Source organism: Haloechinothrix sp. LS1_15 (assembly GCF_033042135.1).
GTDB lineage: Bacteria > Actinomycetota > Actinomycetes > Mycobacteriales > Pseudonocardiaceae > Haloechinothrix.
The window spans coordinates 38,039-55,992 of record NZ_WBXM01000006.1; the positions used below are offsets into that span (position 1 = coordinate 38,039).

13 protein-coding genes are annotated in these 17,954 nt (G+C 69.9%); 11 read left to right on the forward strand and 2 right to left on the reverse strand.

Annotated elements, in window-relative coordinates:
* The first annotated feature begins 113 nt into the window (after positions 1-113).
* From F8178_RS10895 to hisS, 8 genes are all read left to right on the forward strand, one after another.
* On the forward strand, positions 114-1,862 hold the full coding sequence (locus tag F8178_RS10895) for a serine/threonine-protein kinase (protein ID WP_317494630.1): 1,749 nt from the start codon (positions 114-116) through the stop codon (positions 1,860-1,862).
* A 176-nt stretch (positions 1,863-2,038) separates the two neighbouring features.
* On the forward strand, positions 2,039-3,748 hold the full coding sequence (locus F8178_RS10900) for a substrate-binding domain-containing protein (RefSeq protein WP_317494631.1): 1,710 nt from the start codon (positions 2,039-2,041) through the stop codon (positions 3,746-3,748).
* Between the two features lie 147 nt (positions 3,749-3,895).
* A complete protein-coding gene (locus F8178_RS10905; RefSeq protein WP_317494840.1) occupies positions 3,896-4,702 on the forward strand; it encodes a purine-nucleoside phosphorylase in 807 nt (268 codons plus the stop codon).
* Complete coding sequence (locus F8178_RS10910; RefSeq protein WP_317494632.1) at positions 4,702-6,399, forward strand: phospho-sugar mutase; 1,698 nt, start codon at positions 4,702-4,704, stop codon at positions 6,397-6,399. The genes F8178_RS10905 and F8178_RS10910 overlap by 1 nt, the downstream gene beginning before the upstream one ends.
* Before the next feature lie 24 nt (positions 6,400-6,423).
* Positions 6,424-6,876 (forward strand): flavodoxin family protein, encoded by a 453-nt coding sequence (locus tag F8178_RS10915; RefSeq protein WP_317494633.1) that lies wholly within the window; start codon positions 6,424-6,426, stop codon positions 6,874-6,876.
* Positions 6,877-6,910: 34 nt separating this feature from the next.
* Positions 6,911-7,660 (forward strand): LppX_LprAFG lipoprotein, encoded by a 750-nt coding sequence (locus tag F8178_RS10920; RefSeq protein ID WP_317494634.1) that lies wholly within the window; start codon positions 6,911-6,913, stop codon positions 7,658-7,660.
* Complete coding sequence (locus F8178_RS10925; protein ID WP_317494635.1) at positions 7,657-9,327, forward strand: MFS transporter; 1,671 nt, start codon at positions 7,657-7,659, stop codon at positions 9,325-9,327. Before F8178_RS10920 ends, F8178_RS10925 begins: the two co-directional genes overlap by 4 nt.
* A gap of 87 nt (positions 9,328-9,414) precedes the next feature.
* On the forward strand, positions 9,415-10,707 hold the full coding sequence (hisS, locus tag F8178_RS10930) for a histidine--tRNA ligase (protein WP_317494636.1): 1,293 nt from the start codon (positions 9,415-9,417) through the stop codon (positions 10,705-10,707).
* 191 nt (positions 10,708-10,898) lie between these two features.
* Here the strand turns inward: hisS and upp are convergent, their stop codons facing one another.
* Positions 10,899-11,522 carry a uracil phosphoribosyltransferase gene (gene upp, locus F8178_RS10935; protein WP_317494637.1) on the reverse strand — a complete coding sequence of 208 codons (624 nt, stop codon included), beginning with the start codon at positions 11,520-11,522 and terminating at the stop codon, positions 10,899-10,901.
* Between the two features lie 126 nt (positions 11,523-11,648).
* Here upp and deoC point away from each other — a divergent pair, with 126 nt between their 5' ends.
* A complete protein-coding gene (gene deoC, locus F8178_RS10940; protein WP_317494638.1) occupies positions 11,649-12,572 on the forward strand; it encodes a deoxyribose-phosphate aldolase in 924 nt (307 codons plus the stop codon).
* A 45-nt stretch (positions 12,573-12,617) separates the two neighbouring features.
* Here the strand turns inward: deoC and F8178_RS10945 are convergent, their stop codons facing one another.
* Positions 12,618-15,164, reverse strand: a complete 2,547-nt coding sequence (locus F8178_RS10945; RefSeq protein ID WP_317494639.1) for a DUF3516 domain-containing protein — start codon at positions 15,162-15,164, stop codon at positions 12,618-12,620.
* Positions 15,165-15,281: 117 nt separating this feature from the next.
* Between F8178_RS10945 and F8178_RS10950 the strand changes: the two genes are divergently transcribed.
* Together F8178_RS10950 and F8178_RS10955 are read left to right on the forward strand one after the other, a co-directional pair.
* Positions 15,282-16,517: a primosomal protein gene (locus tag F8178_RS10950; RefSeq protein WP_317494640.1), complete on the forward strand. Its 1,236-nt coding sequence runs from the start codon at positions 15,282-15,284 to the stop codon at positions 16,515-16,517.
* Positions 16,518-16,903: 386 nt separating this feature from the next.
* Positions 16,904-17,950 (forward strand): PA containing protein, encoded by a 1,047-nt coding sequence (locus F8178_RS10955; protein WP_317494841.1) that lies wholly within the window; start codon positions 16,904-16,906, stop codon positions 17,948-17,950.
* Positions 17,951-17,954: the final 4 nt, after the last annotated feature.

A 17,954-nucleotide genomic window follows, 5' to 3' on the forward strand; every position in this document is an offset into this window, starting at 1 on the left:
GCATCGCGAACCCGGACGTTCAGGCCACTCTTCCGGGCTACTTCAGGGTTAACTGGAACGCGTTCTGGCACGTCATCGCCCACGGCGAGCGCTGTATCGGACACAATGCGTGTGTGTCATCGCACAGTACGAGCCAACCTGGCGACGGGAGCTCGAGGCCACGGGTGATCGCGGGCCGCTACCGGCTGGAGTCGGTTCTCGGTCAGGGAGCGATGGGCACCGTGTGGGCGGCCTACGACGAGCTACTGTACCGGCGGGTAGCGGTCAAGGAGTTCCGGCTACCCCGGGACCTTCCCGAGGGGGCGGCGTCACGGCTGCGCGAGCGCACGCTACGGGAGGCACGCACGATCGCCGGGATCAGCCACCCGAACGTGATCACGCTGTACGACGTCGTCAGCGAAGGCGGCGAGCCGTTCATCGTGATGGAGTTGCTGCCTGCCCGCAGCCTCGCCGGGATCATCGCCGAGCACGGCCCGCTGACGGTCACCCAGGCTGCCACGATTGCCGACGCCGTAGCGGCCGCCCTGCAGGCGGCGGCGGCCGCGGGTGTCACGCACCGGGACGTGAAGCCGGCCAACGTACTGGTATGCCGGGACGGCAGGGCCACGCTCACCGATTTCGGTATCGCAGGGCAGGCGGCGGAGATCGCCGGCGCCGCGGGCAGGCCCATGGCGGCCGAGCGGCCGCCGGAACCCGGCAACCTGCTACTCGGCTCACCCGCCTACATGGCCCCGGAGGTCGCCTCGGGCGAGCGCGCCGGGCAGGCAGCCGACCTGTGGGGTCTCGGTGCGACGCTGTTCGCGGCCTTGACAGGACGCCCCCCGTACGATGTCGACGACGATCCCGTGGCCACCGCGAGCGCCGTGGCCCGCGGTGAGGTCCCCGCACCGCCCCCCGGCCCGCTCGCCCCGATCGTTTCCCGGCTCATGAACCCGGATCCGCACGGCAGACCCGACCCCACGCGGGTGCGGGAGGCACTGACGCCGTACCGCGCGGCACCCGGCGAGGAGCCGTTTCCCGCGACGCTGTTCGCCGGTACGCGGCCGGGCACCGCGGAGCAGGCTGGTCGGGCAGGCGGCGCTTCAGGGGACGAGCCAAGCGGCGGCGCAGTCGACGGTGCGGGCGGCGAGCAACCACCACCGGCCCCGCTGGCCACCGATCCGGGTCCCCTCCCAGCCGAGTTACCCGCTCCCACCGGCTCGCGCAGGCGGCTACTCGCGACAGCCGGGCTCGCCGCCACGGCGGTATTGGCCTATGGTGCGACCGCCACCGCCGGGTTCGCACTGACCCGCTGGTTGGGTGGCTCGGAGGTGCTGCCGCCCGCGGCGGCCAGCGACGGCACGGGTTACGCCTTCGAGACCCGGACCGGCGACGCGGGTAGCGCGAGGGGATCGGGACGGGCACTGTTCACCGTCGACGTCCCCCGCGGCTGGGCCACCTTCGTGAGCAGGCATGCTCTCGACCAGCTGCCGGTGAGTACCCGGACGCGGTTCGTTTCCGGTGACGGTCGCGCGGCGATCGCCGTCGAGCGGTTCCCCGGTTTCTTCGACGATCTCACCATCGACGACTACCTCGATGTGCTCGGCGAGACCGTGTACCCGGCCGGTTTCGATGTCGTCCACCGCGCCCGCACCTCGCCGCTGGCGAACGTAGGTCCCGCGGAGGCGGTGACCTACCGGGCGGTGGCGGCCGAGCGCGAGCCGGGCTCCCCGGCACAGCACACCACCACCGTCGCCCGGCTCGCCGACATCGACGAGGCACTCTGGGTACTCGGCATCACGGCACCGCGGGCAGGCGAGGAGCGCGCCACAACCATGCTCGACGACCGGGTCGCGCCGAGCTTCACGGTGCTCGGCTCGTGACCCGACCGGCGCAGGCCTGCGTCACTCACGCAGCGCGCAGGGTTGGAAGCAGCAGGTAGTAGTGCACGAGGTCCCGCCGTTCGGGCCTTGCACTCACCCGTAAGGCTCACGAAAAATACTCGCGAACAGGCCATGATGCCCACGCTGCGGCAAACGAGACTTCACGGGGGATCCGAGTGGGTGGACGACATCGTCAGCGCGATGTACGGCGCGGCTCGATCCTCGCTGCGATCGCCAGCGGCGTGGCCATCGTGCTGGCCGCCGGAGCTGGTGTGGTATTCATCACCTCCCATGCGTTCGGGTGCCCCAGTACCGAACCGTTCGTTGTGGAGGCCGATCCGGCGATCGCCCCGGCACTGACCGAGTACGTCACCGAAGACCTGCCTGACGAGGACGGCGACGTGGCTTGTCTCGAACCACGCGTCGAGGCGGTGGAGCCGTTCGAGGCGGCAGGCCGGTACAGCGCGGACAACGGGGGTAACGCCGGAACGGGTGGTGAGGGGGCCGGCGCAGCCACACTCTGGATCCCCGACTCCACCATCTGGTTGCAGCGCGCGAACGAGCAGCAGTCCTCGGTCCCCGCGCGGGGCACGTCGGTCGCCACGAGCCCCGTGGTGCTGGCCACGAGCGAGGAGCGGGCCGCCGAGGCAGGCTGGCCCGGCGAGGCACCCTCGTGGAGCGCGGTACTCGATGACGGTGCCGTAGCGGGTTCGGGTGACCCGTCGGCCAGCGCCGCGGGACTCATCGCCGTCACCGGCATCGGCGAGCATGACTTCGCCGAACACCAGCGCACCCGCATCGTGCAGTCGATGGCCAAGCACGCGATCGCGGTGTCGGACAACCCGTTCAACCGGCTCCCCGGTGGCGGCACGGAACCTCAGGTCGACGTGTTCCCCACCGCCGAACAGCGATTGATCAGCGGTGACGGGCAGGACGCCGCACTGGATCGCGCCGTCACCGCAGCCTACCCCGATGTGCCGATCCCGTGGCTCGACTTCCCTGCGGTCGTGCTCGGGCCCGCAGGCGAGCCCGCGGTCGAAGCGGCCGCGACCTTCCGGGACGCGCTGACCGAGCCCACCGCCAGGGCCCGGATGGTCGAGCACGGTTTCCGCGACGGCGACGGTGAGCTCGCCACCGGCGCCGACACCGGGCCGGTCGCCGAAGCCCTCGCGGCTGCCGTGGTCCAGCCAGACGCGGGCACGATCGTGCCGCCACCGAGCACCGATGCCGTGGACGAGGCACTGACGACCTGGTCGACGGTGTCGAAAGAAGGCAGGATGCTGGTGGTCACCGACGTCTCCGGCTCCATGGCGGCCGAGGTCCCCGGCACCGAGCTCACCCGCATGGAGGTCACACTCGACGCCCTCACTCAGGGCTTGCACCTGCTCCGGCCGGGCACGGAACTGGCGATGTGGCAGTTCTCCCACGAGATCGACGGCGAGCGACACCACACCGAACTGGCGCCGTGGCGCACCGTCCGTGACCACCTCGCGAGCGGTCTACCGCAGCAACTGCCCGAGCTGATCTACGGGCCGGGACGCGGGACCGCACTGTACGACACCACCCTGGACGCCTACGACGAGATGCTGGACGCGCGGAGCGAGGAGCAACTCAGCCTGATCGTCATCTTCACCGACGGCAAGGACGAGAACCCCGACGGCATCTCCCGCGACGAGCTCGTCGCCGGGTTGGACGAACGCACGGGGGCGGACCAACCGGTCCCGATCGTCTACATCGGTCTCGGCACCGACGTCGAACCGGAGGTGCTCGCCGACATCGTCGAGGTCACCGGCGGGGACGTGTTCCTGTCGGAGGAGATCGCCGACCTCGAGGAGATCTTCTTCGATTCGCTGTCCGCGCTCGCCTGCCCGCCGAGGGGTTGCTGACCCGCACTGCCGCACGACGCCGTCCCCGGTAGCTGTCCCCGGTAGCTGTCCCCGGCACCCCGCTTCCCGGCTGCGATACTGGCTCGCGTCGACCCGAACCGGTCCGGAACGCCTGGAACGTTTGGAACGCCACGGAAGGAGCTCGCCATCAGCGCGGAGCAGGGCAACGCCACGGACACCGCGGCCGATGCCGCGGCCGAGCTCGCCAAACGGACCGGCACGTCAGGGCACGACGTAGCCGTCGTCCTCGGGTCCGGCTGGCGACCCGCAGCCGATATGCTCGGCGAACCGGTCACCGAGATCGAGTTGACACGCCTTCCCGGGTTCACCGGGCCGACTGCCGTGGGCCACGCGGGCACGCTGCGGTCGCTGCGGGTCGGCGACACCCGCGTGCTCGTGCTGCTCGGTCGGACGCACCTGTACGAGGGATTCGGGATCGAGCCGGTGGTTCACGGTGTGCGCACCGCCGCCGCCACCGGCGTGCGCACCGTGCTGCTGACCAACGCGGCAGGAGGGATCACCGACGGTCTCCGTGTCGGGCAGCCGGTGCTGATCAGCGACCACCTCAACTTGACGGCCCGATCGCCGCTGACCGGGGCCTCCTTCACCGATCTCACCGACCTGTACTCGCCCCGGTTGCGCGAGCGGGCGCGAGAGATCGACCCGACGCTGGCCGAGGGCGTCTACGCGGGGTTGCCGGGACCGCATTTCGAAACCCCGGCGGAGATCCGGATGCTGCGCACGCTCGGCGCCGACCTGGTCGGCATGTCCACGGTGCTGGAAGCGATCGCGGCGCGCGCCGCCGGTATGGAGGTTTTCGGGCTGTCGCTGGTCACGAACCTCGCGGCGGGACTGTCCGGCGAACCGTTGAGCCACGAGGAAGTACTGGAGGCGGGGCGTTCCTCCGCCAGGCGGATGGGATCGCTGCTCGCCGACCTGGTCGCGGTGGCCTGATGACGCTCGACCCGGCGACGCGTGAAGCGGCGCGGCGTTGGCTGGCTGGCGAGGTGGACGACCGCGACCGCGCCGAGCTGCGCGCCCTGCTCGACCGGGCGGACAACGGCGAGGCGGCCGCGGTGACCGAACTCGCCACGCGCCTTGCCACGCCGTTGCGTTTCGGCACGGCAGGGTTGCGCGGGCCGGTCCGTGCCGGGCCGAACGGGATGAACCGTGCCGTGGTTGCCCGTGCCACCTCGGCCGTGGCCCGCTGGCTCACCGGCCAGGGGCACGGGGGCGGCACGGTCGTCGTCGGCGGCGACGCCAGGCACCGGTCGGCGGCGTTGGCCGCCGAGGCCGCCGCGGTGCTGGCCGGTGCGGGCTTCGCGGTGCGCGCCTTCACCGAGCCGGTTCCCACCCCGCTTGTCGCCTTCGCGGTCCGCGAGCTCGACGCGGTCGCGGGCATCCAGATCACCGCGTCGCACAACCCGGCGTCGGACAACGGGTACAAGCTCTACGACGCCACCGGCGCGCAGCTCGCCCCGCCAGCGGACACCGAGATCGAAGCCGCGATGGCCGCCGCTCCGCCTGCGACGGAGCTGCCCCGCTCGACCAGCAGGCATGCCGTGCACAGTGCCCCGATCGGCGAACGCTACCTGGCGCGCGTGGCGCAGCTGCCGCGCGGCACCACCCGCTCGGTGCGTATCGCGTTCACGCCGCTGCACGGCACGGGCGGCAAACTCGCGCTCGCGGCGTTACGCCGAGCGGGATTCACCGATGTGGTCGTGGTCGACGAGCAAGCGGAGCCGGATCCGGACTTCCCCACCGTGGCGTTTCCCAACCCGGAGGAGCCAGGTGTGTGCGACCGGCTGCTGGAACTCGCCAGCACCACCGCGGCAGACCTGGCCATCGCGCTCGACCCGGACGCCGACCGCTGCGCGGTGGGCATCCCGGAGCCGGGCACCGGCTTCCGGATGCTCAGCGGAGACGAGACCGGCACGCTGCTCGGCGAATACCTGCTCGCCACGTTGGACAGGCAGCGGTCCCCGGATCCGGTGGTGGCCAGCACGGTGGTCTCCTCATCGGCGCTGGCCTCGATCGCGCGGGCGCACGGCGCGCGGTACGCCGAGACGCTGACCGGGTTCAAGTGGCTGGTACGCGCGGCCGAGCAGGGCGCGGCAGGCACACTGGTCTACGCCTACGAGGAAGCGCTCGGGCATTGCGTCGACCCGGCGACCGTGCGGGACAAGGACGGGATCGCGACCGCGGTGCTCGCCGCCGACCTCGCCGCCGCACGCAAGGCGGCAGGTTCCTCACTTCGCGCCATGCTCGACGAGCTCCACGTCGCGCACGGCGTGCACGTCACGGAGCCACTCACGCTGCGGCTGGACGCCGGTGAGGCTGCCAGCACGATCATGACGCGGCTACGCCAGCGTCCACCGTCGCGGTTGGCCGAGCGGTCGGTCACCGTCACGGACCTGCTGCCCGACGCCGACGTGCTCCGCTACCAGGGCGACGGGCTGCGCCTCGCGGTCCGCCCCTCGGGCACCGAACCCAAGCTCAAGGCCTACCTGGAAGCGGTCGAACCGGTGGCAGGCCCTGGCACGGCTGAGGCTCTCGATCAGGCACGGACCACCGCCGGGCACCGGCTCGCGGCATTGCGGCAGGACACCAGGACGCTTGTCACCACGGCGACCACCGCACGCACCTCGTGACCGATCGTGAGGCACAGTGAAGCCATGGCGACCTTGCTCATCGTGCACCACACCCCGTCCCCCAACGTGCAGGCCATGTTCGAGGCAGTCGTGGACGGCGCGACCACCGACGAGATCGAGGGCGTCACGGTCGTGCGCAGGGCCGCGCTGGCGGCCACCGCCTCGGACGTGCTCGCCGCCGACGGTTACCTGCTCGGCACCACCGCCAACCTCGGCTACATGGCTGGTGCGCTCAAGCACTTCTTCGACCAGATCTACTACCCCTGCCTGGACGCGACCAAAGGAAAGCCGTACAGCTACTACGTCCACGGCGGCAACGACACCTCGGGAACCACCCGCGGCATCGAGGGCATCGTCACCGGCCTGGCCTGGGAGAAGGCCGCCCAGCCGGTGGCGGTCACCGGGGAACCGAGCAAGGAGGACCTCGAGTCCTGCTGGGAACTGGGGGCGACGATGGCGGCAACACTGATGGGCTGACTCGCCCATCCCCCTCGGGGACTACCATGCGGGCATGGTGCCGCACCGGACTGCAGGCCGTGCCGTAGCCTGCCTACTCGCCGCGCTCGCGCTGGTCGCGTCAGCCTGTAGCGAGGATGCCGAAGACCTGCCCGAAGCGGGCACGCTGCTGGATCGTGCCAGCGCGGCCGCGGCGGAAGTGACCAGTGCACGGTTCACGCTGCACGCCACCGGTGACGTTCCCGGCCTGACCGTGCAGGCCATCGAGGGTGATCTGACCACAGAGGGCGGGCCGTACGGCGCAGCGCAGGGCACCGCGACACTCTCGGTGGGCGGCCAGCTCGTCGAATCGGAGTTCGTGCTGCACTCCGAGACACTGCATCTCGAAACGCCAGGGGGCGGTTTCCAGGAGATCCGCGCCGACCGGGTGGCCGCCATCTACGACCCCTCTGCCGTGCTCGACCCGGAACGCGGGGTGGCGAATCTGCTGACACAGGTGCGTGAGGCGGAAACCGTCGGCACCGAAACGGTGGACGGCACGGCGACCTACGAGGTCGACGGCACCGTGGCGCACGAGGCGTTCGCCGAGCTGATCCCCGGCGTCACCTCAGACGCGGAGATCACCCTGTGGCTCACCGAGGAGGGTGACCACCTGCCGGTGCGGGTGTCGCTGACGTTCCCTGACGCCGAAAGCGCCGAGGACGCCGACACAGCCGACACCGATGACGCACCGACGGTTGAGGTCACGCTGTCGCAGGTGAACGAGCCGGTCACGGTGTCACCGCCCGAGTCCGGCGGCGAATGAGGCCACGAAGGGACAGCCGCCACGGCCAGACGGGTGCTGTCCAGGCGGGCACGGCCAGGCCGCAGGCTGGCACGCCCGGCGTCTCCGGGACGGCACGTTCGGCCGCCATCGCCGCAGGCGGCGTGGTCGTGCTGCTCGGCGCGCTGGACACCTACGTGGTCATCGGGCTGTTCCGCGAGATCATCGACGATCTCGCGATCCCGCTGAACCGGCTGGAACGGCTGACGCCGGTGGTCACTGGGTACCTCCTTGGCTACGTCGCCGCCATGCCGCTGCTCGGCCAGGCTTCCGACCGGTACGGCCGCAAGGCCGTCCTGCAGCTGTGCCTTGTGGCGTTCCTGGTGGGTTCGGCGATCACGGCCGTTGCGCCCAGCATTGGCGTGCTGGTGACCGGCCGGGTGGTGCAGGGTGTGGCCGGCGGTGCGTTGTTGCCGGTCACCATGGCGTTGGCCGCGGACCTGTGGAGCGAGCGTAGGCGGCCTGCCGTGCTCGGCGGGATCGGTGCCGCGCAGGAGTTGGGGGCGGTACTCGGGCCCGTGTACGGTGTCGCGCTCGCCGCGCTGGCGGGTTGGCGCAGCGTGTTCTGGATGAACATCCCGCTGGCGATCATCGCGATCGTCGCCGTGCACTACGCCCTTCCCGGCAAGACCCGCCCCGGCAGGCGCGCCCGCCTGCGCGAGCGCAACCTCCCGCGCCGCTCGCCGTCACCGACGGCGGCAGCCGGTGCGCGCGCGCCGGTGGACGTCGTGGGTGGCTGCCTGCTGGCGATCGTGCTCGGCCTGCTCGTCGTCGGGCTGTACAACCCGGAGCCCGCCGAACGGATGCTGCCGCCGTGGGGAATGCCGCTGCTGGTGGCCGCGGCCGTCGCGCTGGGGGCGTTCGTGCTGTGGGAAGCACGCGCACGGACGAAGCTGCTCGACACCTCCGGTGTCGGGATGCGGCCGTTCCTCGCCGCGCTCGGGGTGAGCGCGGCGAAGGGCACGGCGCTGATGGCCACCTTGGTCAACGTCCAGCTGTTCGCGCAGTCCCTGCTCGGTGCAGACGATCGCGAGGCGATCGTGCTGCTCCTGCGGTTCCTGCTCGCGCTGCCCGCGGGCGCGGTATTGGGAGGGCTGCTGACCTCACGGCTGGGTGAGCGCTGGACGGCGGCGGTCGGCATGCTGATCGCGGCGTGCGGACTGTGGCTGATGTCGGCCTGGCCCGCCGATCCGCTCGCCGCCCAGCACGACCTTGGACTGGTCGCCCTCCCCCGGCTAGACACCGACCTGGTGGTGGTTGGCATCGGACTCGGGCTGGCGATCGCACCCGTGTCCGCGGCGGCGCTGCGCGCCGTACCGCCGAGCCAGCACGGGATGGCCTCGGCGAGCGTGGTGGTGACCCGGATGACCGGCATGCTCGTGGGACTGGCCACGCTGTCGGCCTGGGGCCTGCACCGCTTCCACAACCTCACTGCGGAGCTGGAGATCCCGCTGCGCCCGCTGTACCCCTCGGACGAGGCATACCAGGCCGACTACGAGGCATACGTCAGCGCCGTGCAGCAGGCCATGCTCACCCAGTACGGCGAGGTATTCGCGCTGGCGGCCGTCGTTTGCCTGGTGGGGACGGCGCTGGCGGCGCTGTTGCCGCGCGCCACGACACGGTCACCGACACCGCACGGCGGACGGTGACGCCTGGCACCCGCTACGGCCCGCTATCCTCGGCAGAGACCACGTCACCACCGACCGAGCCCGAACGACACCGACCACAGGATCACCGTGCCCGACTACCTTTCCACGGCCCCCTACAGGGGAACGCGCGATTTCCTCCCCGCCGAGATGTCCGTCCGTACCCAGGTGTTCGAACGGCTCTACGAGGTCATCGAGCGCTACGGGTTCCAGCGCTACGACGCGCCGCTGCTAGAGCCCGCCGAGATCTACGAGGCCAAGTCGGGCGACGAGATCGCGAACAAGCAGCTGTACACGTTGACCGATCACGGTGGCCGCAGGCTGGCGTTACGGCCCGAGATGACGCCCTCGGTCGCCCGCATGATCGCGGGCAACGCCGGGTCGCTGCAGCTACCCGTCCGCTGGTACAGCCACCCCAACTGCCACCGCTACGAGCGTCCGCAACGGGGCAGGGTGCGCGAGCACTGGCAGATCAACGTCGACATCTTCGGCTCGGAGGCACCGAGCTGCGAGATCGAGATGTTCGAGCTGATCGACGACATGATGCGGTCGCTCGGCGCGGACGATGACATGTTCGTGATCCGGGTCAACGACAGGAAGCTGCTTGCCGCGGCGCTGACCGGTGTGGTCGGGGTGTCCGAGGACCAGCTGCCCGGCGTGTTCGGGCTGGTTGACCGCTGGGAGAAGTACGAAACCGACGCGCTGGCCGCCGACGCCGCCGAGCTCGGGCTCGACGACAAGCAGTTCGCCAGGCTCGGCGAGTCGCTGGCTGCCGGGTCCGCGCTGCTCGACGAGCTGCCCGCCGAGGTCAAGCAGGAGTCGAACCTGATGCCGGTGTTGGATTCCGTCGTCGGGCAGCTGGTGCGGTTCGACCCGTTCATCGTGCGCGGGCTCGCCTACTACACCTCTACGGTGTTCGAGGTGTTCGACACCTCGGGCGAGAACAACCGGGCGCTGTTCGGTGGCGGGCGTTACAGCGACCTCGCCGGGCTGTTCACCGCGAAGCGGATTCCCGGCATCGGCTTCGGCATGGGCGACGTGACGCTGTTCGATTTCCTGCACACTCACGGGCTGGCCCCCGCGCCGCGCAGCGAGGTCGACGTGGTGGTGCTGCCGGTGACCGGCGAGCTGGCCGAGGCCGCCCGCTCGGTGGCGCGAGAGTTGCGCTCGGCGGGATTGCGCGCCTCGGTGCCGCTGGAACCGCGCAAGCTCGGTAAGGAGCTCGGCCGCGCGGACCGCGCGGGCGCGCGGGCGGTGGTCATCATCGGCGCCGAGGAGTGGGCGGCCGGCACCGTCACGGTTCGCGACCTGGCCACCGGCGAGCAGCACCAGGCCCCCACCGGCTCGGTCGCCGCGACTACCCGCCCCATCGTCGAAGACTAACCCCACTCGTGTCGGCCGCTCCGGCACGCCGTGTCGGGCATATGAGCACGCCGCGTCGGGCTCATGCCACGGGGACCGTGCCAGGGCCGCCAACCCGACCCACCGGATTACCCAACACATGGTGTCGGGATGCCCGAAATGAGGTGCTGTAGTGCCGGACACAGGGGGCCGGGTGGCCAGACACGGCTAGGTCAGGTGGGACCGAACTGGCGGTCACCCGCGTCGCCGAGGCCCGGAACGATGAACCCGGAGTCGTTCAGCCGCTCGTCGACGCAGGCGGTGACCACGCGCACCGGCAATCCGGCATCGCGCAGCCGGTCGAGGCCTTCTGGGGCGACCAGGCCGCAGACTGCCACGATCTCGGTGGTGCCGCGCTCGGCGAGCAGCCGAACCGTGTGCACCATCGACCCACCCGTGGCCAGCATCGGATCCAGCACCAGCACCGGCTGCCCTGCCAGCTCGTCCGGCAGCGCCGTCATGTAAGGCTCGGGCAGCAGCGTCTCCTCGTCACGAGCCAGCCCGACGAAGCCCATTCGCGCCTGCGGGAGCATCCGCAGCGCGCACTCGGCCATGCCCAGCCCGGCACGGAGTACCGGGACCAGTACCGGCTCCACCGCCAGCCGGTGGCCATCGGCGTGGCCGAGCGGCGTGCGGACGGGTTCGGTACACACCGGTAGGTCCCTGGCGGCCTCGTACACCAGCATCACCGTCAGGTCCTGCAGCGCGGAGCGGAAGCCGGCGTTGCCGGTAGCGGCATCCCGCAGCCGCGACAGGTTCACCTTGGCGAGGGGATGGTCGATGACAGTCACGTCCATAGTTCTCTGACCGTAGCGGTCCGGGCACCCGGCGCGGCGGTGACACTCGTGGCTGAGCCGCGCGGACGTTCGACGAGCACGAACCGCTCGTCACCGACCTACCTGCCGCGGCCTACACTGCCGGCCATGTCCCTCCCGTCCCCCGGAGCGCTCGCCGAAGCCACCCGCGACGAGGCGCGGCTGCGTGATTTCCTGCACCGGCTGCCCACCGTCGACGATGATGCCGTGGAACGCCGCGCCACGGCGGAGGCTAGCGGCGCCACCCCGTCCCCGGCGATGCTCGACAGCGCGATCGGCATGATCGACCTCACCTCGCTGGCGGCCACCGATACAGCGACCACCGTCCGAGCTCTGTGTGGCCGCGCCCAGCACCCGGATCCTGGCTCGCCCGAGGTTCCCACCGTCGCGGCCGTCTGCGTATTCCCGGACCTGGTGGAGACCGCGGCGGCCGAGCTCGCGGACAGCGGGATCGGCATCGCGAGCGTGGCGGGCGGTTTCCCGTCAGGCAGGACCTTCCGTGCGGTCAAGCGCGCCGAGATCGAGCACGCCACCTCCGCAGGCGCCACCGAGATCGATACGGTGCTGGACCGGGGTGCCTTCCTGGAAGGCAACTACGGCGCCGCGTTCGACGACATCGTGGCCGCCAAGCAGGCGTGCGGGCAGGCGCGACTGAAGGTGATCCTGGAAACCGGGGAGCTGGGATCGGCCGGGCAGGTGCGCCGGGCGTGCTGGCTGGCGCTGCTCGCCGGGGCCGACTTCCTCAAGACCTCGACCGGCAAAAGCATGCCAGCCGCGACCCTGAGCGCCACGTATCTGCTGGCCGAAACGGTGCGGGACTGGTACGCGGTCACCGGCCAGGAACGGGGGATCAAACCCGCGGGCGGCATCCGCACCACCGAGGACGCCGTGGGCCATCTTGCCGTGGCCGAGCGTGTCGCTGGCAGCCGGTGGCCTCGTGCCGGGCTGTTCCGGATCGGCGCCTCCAGTGTGCTCGACGACCTCGTTTCCCGGCGACGCACGCTCGGCGACGGCCGAGGCGCCAGCTGCTGACCGGATCCCCCACCCGATCGCCGTGCTGACTACCGCAGGAGACGATCACGAGATCCCCGACAGCTCTCCGACGTCGAGCATACGCACGACCGGGTGCCCGGCCTCGTCGGAGGCAGCCAGGTCGACCTCGGCGGTGATCGCCCAGTCGCGGTTTCCCTCGGGGTCGTCGAAGGTCTGCCGCACCAGCCAGCGGCCGGGCTCCCTTGCCACCTGGAACAGCGCTGGGCCCCTGGCGTCGGGGCCGGTGCAGATCTCGTCGTAGACGGCGAAGTATCCGTCGAGCGCGCGGCGCCAGGCTGCGGCATCCCATCCGGACTCGGCGTCGAGCTCGCCGAGCGCCTCGTCGTCGCCACGCGCGGCCAGCTCCACCCTGCGGAACAGCTCGTTGCGCACCATCACCCGGAACGCCCGTTCGTTGCCGGTGACCGCGGCAGGCGCGGTCGCCGACGGCGGTCGTACCTCCCCGCCGCCGTGCGAGCGCGCGGCGGCGGGATCGCGCAGCTCCTCCCACTCGTCGAGCAGGCTGGAATCGACCTGCCGTACCAGCTCACCGAGCCATTCGATGAGATCGACCAGGTCCTCCGACTTAGCCTCATCGGGGACGGTGTGCCGCAGTGCGTCGTACACATCGGACAGGTACCGCAGCAGCAGGCCTTCCGTGCGCGCGATCCCGTAGTAGCGCACGTAGTCGGTGAAGTTCATGGCGCGCTCATACGCATCCCGCACCACAGACTTGGGCGAGGGTTCGTGCTCGGCCACCCACGGGTGGCCTCGCCGGTAAGTCTCGAACGCGGCTTCGAGCAGGTCCTCGAGCGGCTTCGGGTACGTGATGTCCTCGAGCAGCTCCATACGCTCGTTGTACTCGATCCCCTCGGCCTTCATCTCGGCGATGGCCTCGTTGCGTGCCTGGAACTGCTGCTGGGCCAGTATCGGCCTCGGGTCGTCCACAGTCGATTCTATGATGGAGACGACGTCCAGCGCGTAGCTTGCCGAATCGGGATCGAGCAGCTCTATGGCCGCAAGGGCGAACGGGGACAGCGGTTGGTTGAGCGCGAAGTCGAACTGCAGGTCCATGGTCAACCGCACCCGCCTGCCATGCTCGTCCGGCTCCGCCAGCTCCTCGACCACGCCGGCGGCGCGCAGTGCGCGGTAGATCGCGATCGCGCGCAGGATGTACTTGCGCTGGCGTGCTCGCGGTTCGTGGTTGTCCTCCAGCAGCGCGCGCATAGCGGCGACGGCATCGCCGGGGCGGGCGATGACGTTGAGCAGCATGGCGTGGTTGACCGCGAAGTTGGACACCAGTGGCTCGGGCTCGGCGTGCACCAGACGTTCGAAGGTGGACTCGGTCCAGTTGACGAAGCCCTCGGGTGGCTTCTTGCGCGGCACCTTACGCCGCTTCTTCGGGTCCTCACCCGCCTTGGCCAGTGCCTTGGCGTTCTCGATGGCGTGCTCGGGGGCCTGCACCACGACGTACCCGTCGGTGTCGTAGCCCGCTCGCCCGGCACGGCCTGCGATCTGGTGGAACTCCCTGGCCTTGAGCTGCCGCTGCCGCGTGCCGTCGAACTTGGTCAGCGCGCTGAACAGCACCGTCCTGATCGGCACGTTGATGCCGACACCGAGTGTGTCCGTGCCGCAGATCACTTTCAGCAGCCCGGCTTGCGCGAGCTGTTCGACCAGCCTGCGGTAGCGCGGCAGCATCCCGGCGTGGTGCACGCCGATGCCGTGCCGCACCAGCCGGGACAGCGTCTTGCCGAACCCGGCGGCAAACCGGAAACCCGCCACCAGTTCCGCGATCTCGGCCTTCTCCGCCTTACTGCAGACGTTGATGCTCGTCAGTGCCTGCGCCCGCTCGGCCGCCGCTGCCTGCGAGAAATGGACCACATATACCGGCGCCTGCCCCCCGCCGAGCAGCTCCTCCACGGTCTCGTGCAACGGGGTCATCGCGTACCGGAAAGTCAGCGGTACGGGCCGTTCGGCTGAGGTGATCGCCGTGGTGGCGCGCCCGGTCCTTCGAGTGAGGTCCTTTTCGAAGAACGAGACATCGCCGAGGGTGGCCGACATCAGCAGGAACTGCGCCCCGGTCAGTTCGAGCAGCGGCACCTGCCATGCCCATCCCCTGTCAGGGTCAGCGTAGAAATGGAACTCGTCGGCCACCACCTGGCCGATATCCGCTTCGGCGCCTTCCCGTAACGCGATGTTGGCCAGCACCTCGGCCGTGCAGCACACGATCGGCGCGTCGGCGTTAACCGCGGTGTCACCGGTCAGCATGCCGACGGAGTCCGCACCGAAGGTGTCCACCAGCGCGAAGAACTTCTCCGACACCAGCGCTTTGACGGGTGCGGTGTAGTAGGTGCGCGTGCCGTGCGCGAGCGCGATGAAATGCGCTGCGGTGGCCACCAGGCTCTTGCCGGATCCGGTCGGGGTTGACAGGATCACGTTCGAACCGGATACCAGCTCGATCAGCGCTTCCTCCTGCGCGGGATAGAGCGTGAACCCGCACTCGGCCGCCCAGCCGGTGAACGCCTCGTAGAGCGCGTCGGGATCGGGTTCGGCGGGAACCTTCTCGCGCAGGGGTGTGCTGGCTGCAGTCATGTCGTGTCGACTCTACCGCCGGACAGGCACGGTAGAGTCGATCACGTCACCGAGCCGAAGCCCCGACACGTGCACGCGGAGCACGCCACCGGCGCGCAACCATCATCGGAGGATGTAATGGCGACCGACATCGTCCCGATCGAGCTCGGGTTGCCGCAAGGCGACCTGGTCACCCTGTGGGCTCCTCGTTGGCGGGAGGATGGCGAGGAATGGGAGGCCTTCCTCGGCGACGAGGACGACCTGTTCGCGTTCCCGGATTCGGCGCACTTGGCGGCGTTCGTCCGCACCGCCGAGCAGCACGACCTGATCGATCATCCCGCCTGGAACGCCGTCCCCGCGCTGCACGTGCCCGAGCTGATTCCGGACGACGAGCACTCCTACGATCTCGTCGGCGTGCCGGAACTGGTCGCCGAGGAGCCCGATTCCTGGACGATCGGCGAGCTCGCCGGGGTGGTGAGCATGGTGCGCTCGCTGGCGGACGTGTGCGAGCTGGACGAGGTCCACGAGGTACTCGACGCGCACGAGGCCTTCACTCTCCTCGAGCAGGGGAACTTGCCGATCACCGGCCGAGGGGGCATGCGGCTGTGGAACGACCTGGCGCGGGCGGTGGCCGACAAGTGGGACACCGTGCTGGACGCCATCGATCAGGTCGTGACCGTCCCTGCGGTCGACGAGGCGACACTGGACGCCACCGCGGAGGAGCTGGCGGCCTTCCACGAGGAATCAGCGGAGACCGGTGCAGGGGTGAGCACCGACCGCAGCCTGCAGGCCGACACGGACTCCGACGAGGACGGCACCGACTTCTGGACCGAGGTCGGTATCGATCCGATCAAGATTACGACGAGCACAGGCGAGTACGTCACACTGCGGTGTTACATCGACGATGAGCCGATCTTCCTCGGCTCAGACGGCCGGATCACGGTGTTCCGTTCGGAGCGCATGCTGGCGCGGCAGCTCGCCAACCCGAATGAGCTCGGTGACAACGACCTCGCCGATGTCGCCACCTGGGAGGAGGTGATCGCCAAAGCCACGACGGGCGACCTCGACGTGCGGGTCAGCGAGGACAACACCTACGTTCTCGCCGGCATCGACGACGACATCGCCGACGGTATCGACTACGTCGACCCGGTTCAGCTGGACCTCGCTGTCGAGCTGCTCACCGATGCCGCGGACTGGTCGGGCGACACCACGGCGAGCGAGGTGCTGGCGCCGTCGGAGCGCCTCGGGTGGCTCGTCTCCTTCATCGTCAACCCGGATCCGACCCGGCTGGCACCGAGCCCACCGTTCGACGACGAGGTCGCCGCCTGGCGCAAGCTGGTCAATTCCTTCGAGGATCGCCTACATCCGGCCTGACTGAGTTGATCTACTAGAATGCCTGCCACTCGCAACGAGGCGCGACCGGAAGCCCAACCCTCACGTTCTACTCCAGGTTCAGCTCAGGCAACCGCTGCGGGGGTTTCCCTCCGCCATCCGGCTGACCTGGGGTAGCGCGAACTACACGGGGGTGGTACATCGAGCCACCGCCGTATGGATAAGCTCACATTCGTTCCCCCGAGGGTTACGCGCTTCCAAGCGTGCGGGGCTCGCCCGGAGCCTGGGATGGGTGGGTCCACACCGCGAGACCGTCGGTTTCGCGAATAACCCGACGGTGAAACGTGACTGAGAATGTGACACTGCCCGTGCCGACGAAGGTCAATGCCGTGACGCAGGAATCGAACTTCGCCCCATCCTTCGACCGGATGCGCAACATGCTGGTGCGCGCCGCCGAGGTGAGGGAGAGCGAGCAACAGCAAATATTCGACGCCCTCGACGACATCTACGCCCGGATCGCTCCGGTGGAGTCGATCGGAGCCATCCGCAAGCGCCTCTCGGAGCTACCGGACCGTACCGAGGTCAGCGTCCTGGCCGAGCGGCTCGACGAGACGATGTCCCGCCTCGAAGCGCAGGACAAGGCCATCGCCGCAGTCTCCCGGGCCGTGGAAGGCATCGTCGACAAGCTGGCCAAGCCGTTCGCGCAACTCGACGGCCGACTGGACGGGGTGGCAGGCAAGTTCGAGGGTGTCGCGGGCCGGATGGACGGCCTCGAGGACAAGCTGCAGAACATCCACCGCAGGCTGGACGAGCTGGATGTGCACCTGGACAAGCAGGACAGCAAGCTGGAGTCCGTCCCCAACGCGGTGCACGGCCCGCTCCGCGAGCGCATCGAGGCCACCGAGTCTGCGCTGCGGGAGCGCATCGACACCAGCGACGCCGAACTCCGGCAGCGCATCGACGAGGTCGACTCCTCTTCGCGCGAGCAACTCGGCGAGGCGACCAAGTCGCTGCGTTCCGACCTGCTGGAAGCCACCAGTGCGATCGACGCGGGCGAGCGGGTGGATGCCATCGCCGAGAAGCTGAACGAGGTCGCAGGCAGGATCGACGAGGTAACCAACCGGATCAACAAGGTCGAGGACGACATCGCCTCGCGTGTCGGTGACCTGGACGGCACCCTCAAGGCCCGGCTCGCCACGGTGGAGAGCGCCATCTCCGAGCGGCCTGACTCCGACTCGCTTGGCTCCCTGGTGCGTAAGAGCAACGAGGAGTCCGAGCGGCGCATCGGTGGCCAGCTCGACGAGGCCATGGCCACGTTCGCCGAGCTCATGCTCGGTGGCGGGCAGCCTGCCCAGCAGACGGTGCAGCCGCCGCCCGCGCCACGGCAGACACGGCGCTCACGCAACGGTTCCAACCGCGCTCGCAACGGCACCAAGAAGGACGAGGCGCCCGCCGAGTCCTCCAACGAGAGCTGACCGT

Bases quoted from the DNA above. Each gene is read 5' to 3' on its own strand.
- F8178_RS10910 (WP_317494632.1), top strand. From the start codon at position 4,702: ATGACGCTCGACCCGGCGACGCGTGAAGCGGCGCGGCGTTGGCTGGCT.
- F8178_RS10915 (WP_317494633.1), top strand. From the start codon at position 6,424: ATGGCGACCTTGCTCATCGTGCACCACACCCCGTCCCCCAACGTGCAG.
- F8178_RS10920 (WP_317494634.1), top strand. From the start codon at position 6,911: ATGGTGCCGCACCGGACTGCAGGCCGTGCCGTAGCCTGCCTACTCGCC.
- F8178_RS10925 (WP_317494635.1), top strand. From the start codon at position 7,657: ATGAGGCCACGAAGGGACAGCCGCCACGGCCAGACGGGTGCTGTCCAG.
- upp (WP_317494637.1), bottom strand. From the start codon at position 11,522: ATGGACGTGACTGTCATCGACCATCCCCTCGCCAAGGTGAACCTGTCG.
- deoC (WP_317494638.1), top strand. From the start codon at position 11,649: ATGTCCCTCCCGTCCCCCGGAGCGCTCGCCGAAGCCACCCGCGACGAG.
- F8178_RS10945 (WP_317494639.1), bottom strand. From the start codon at position 15,164: ATGACTGCAGCCAGCACACCCCTGCGCGAGAAGGTTCCCGCCGAACCC.
- F8178_RS10950 (WP_317494640.1), top strand. From the start codon at position 15,282: ATGGCGACCGACATCGTCCCGATCGAGCTCGGGTTGCCGCAAGGCGAC.
- F8178_RS10955 (WP_317494841.1), top strand. From the start codon at position 16,904: ATGCGCAACATGCTGGTGCGCGCCGCCGAGGTGAGGGAGAGCGAGCAA.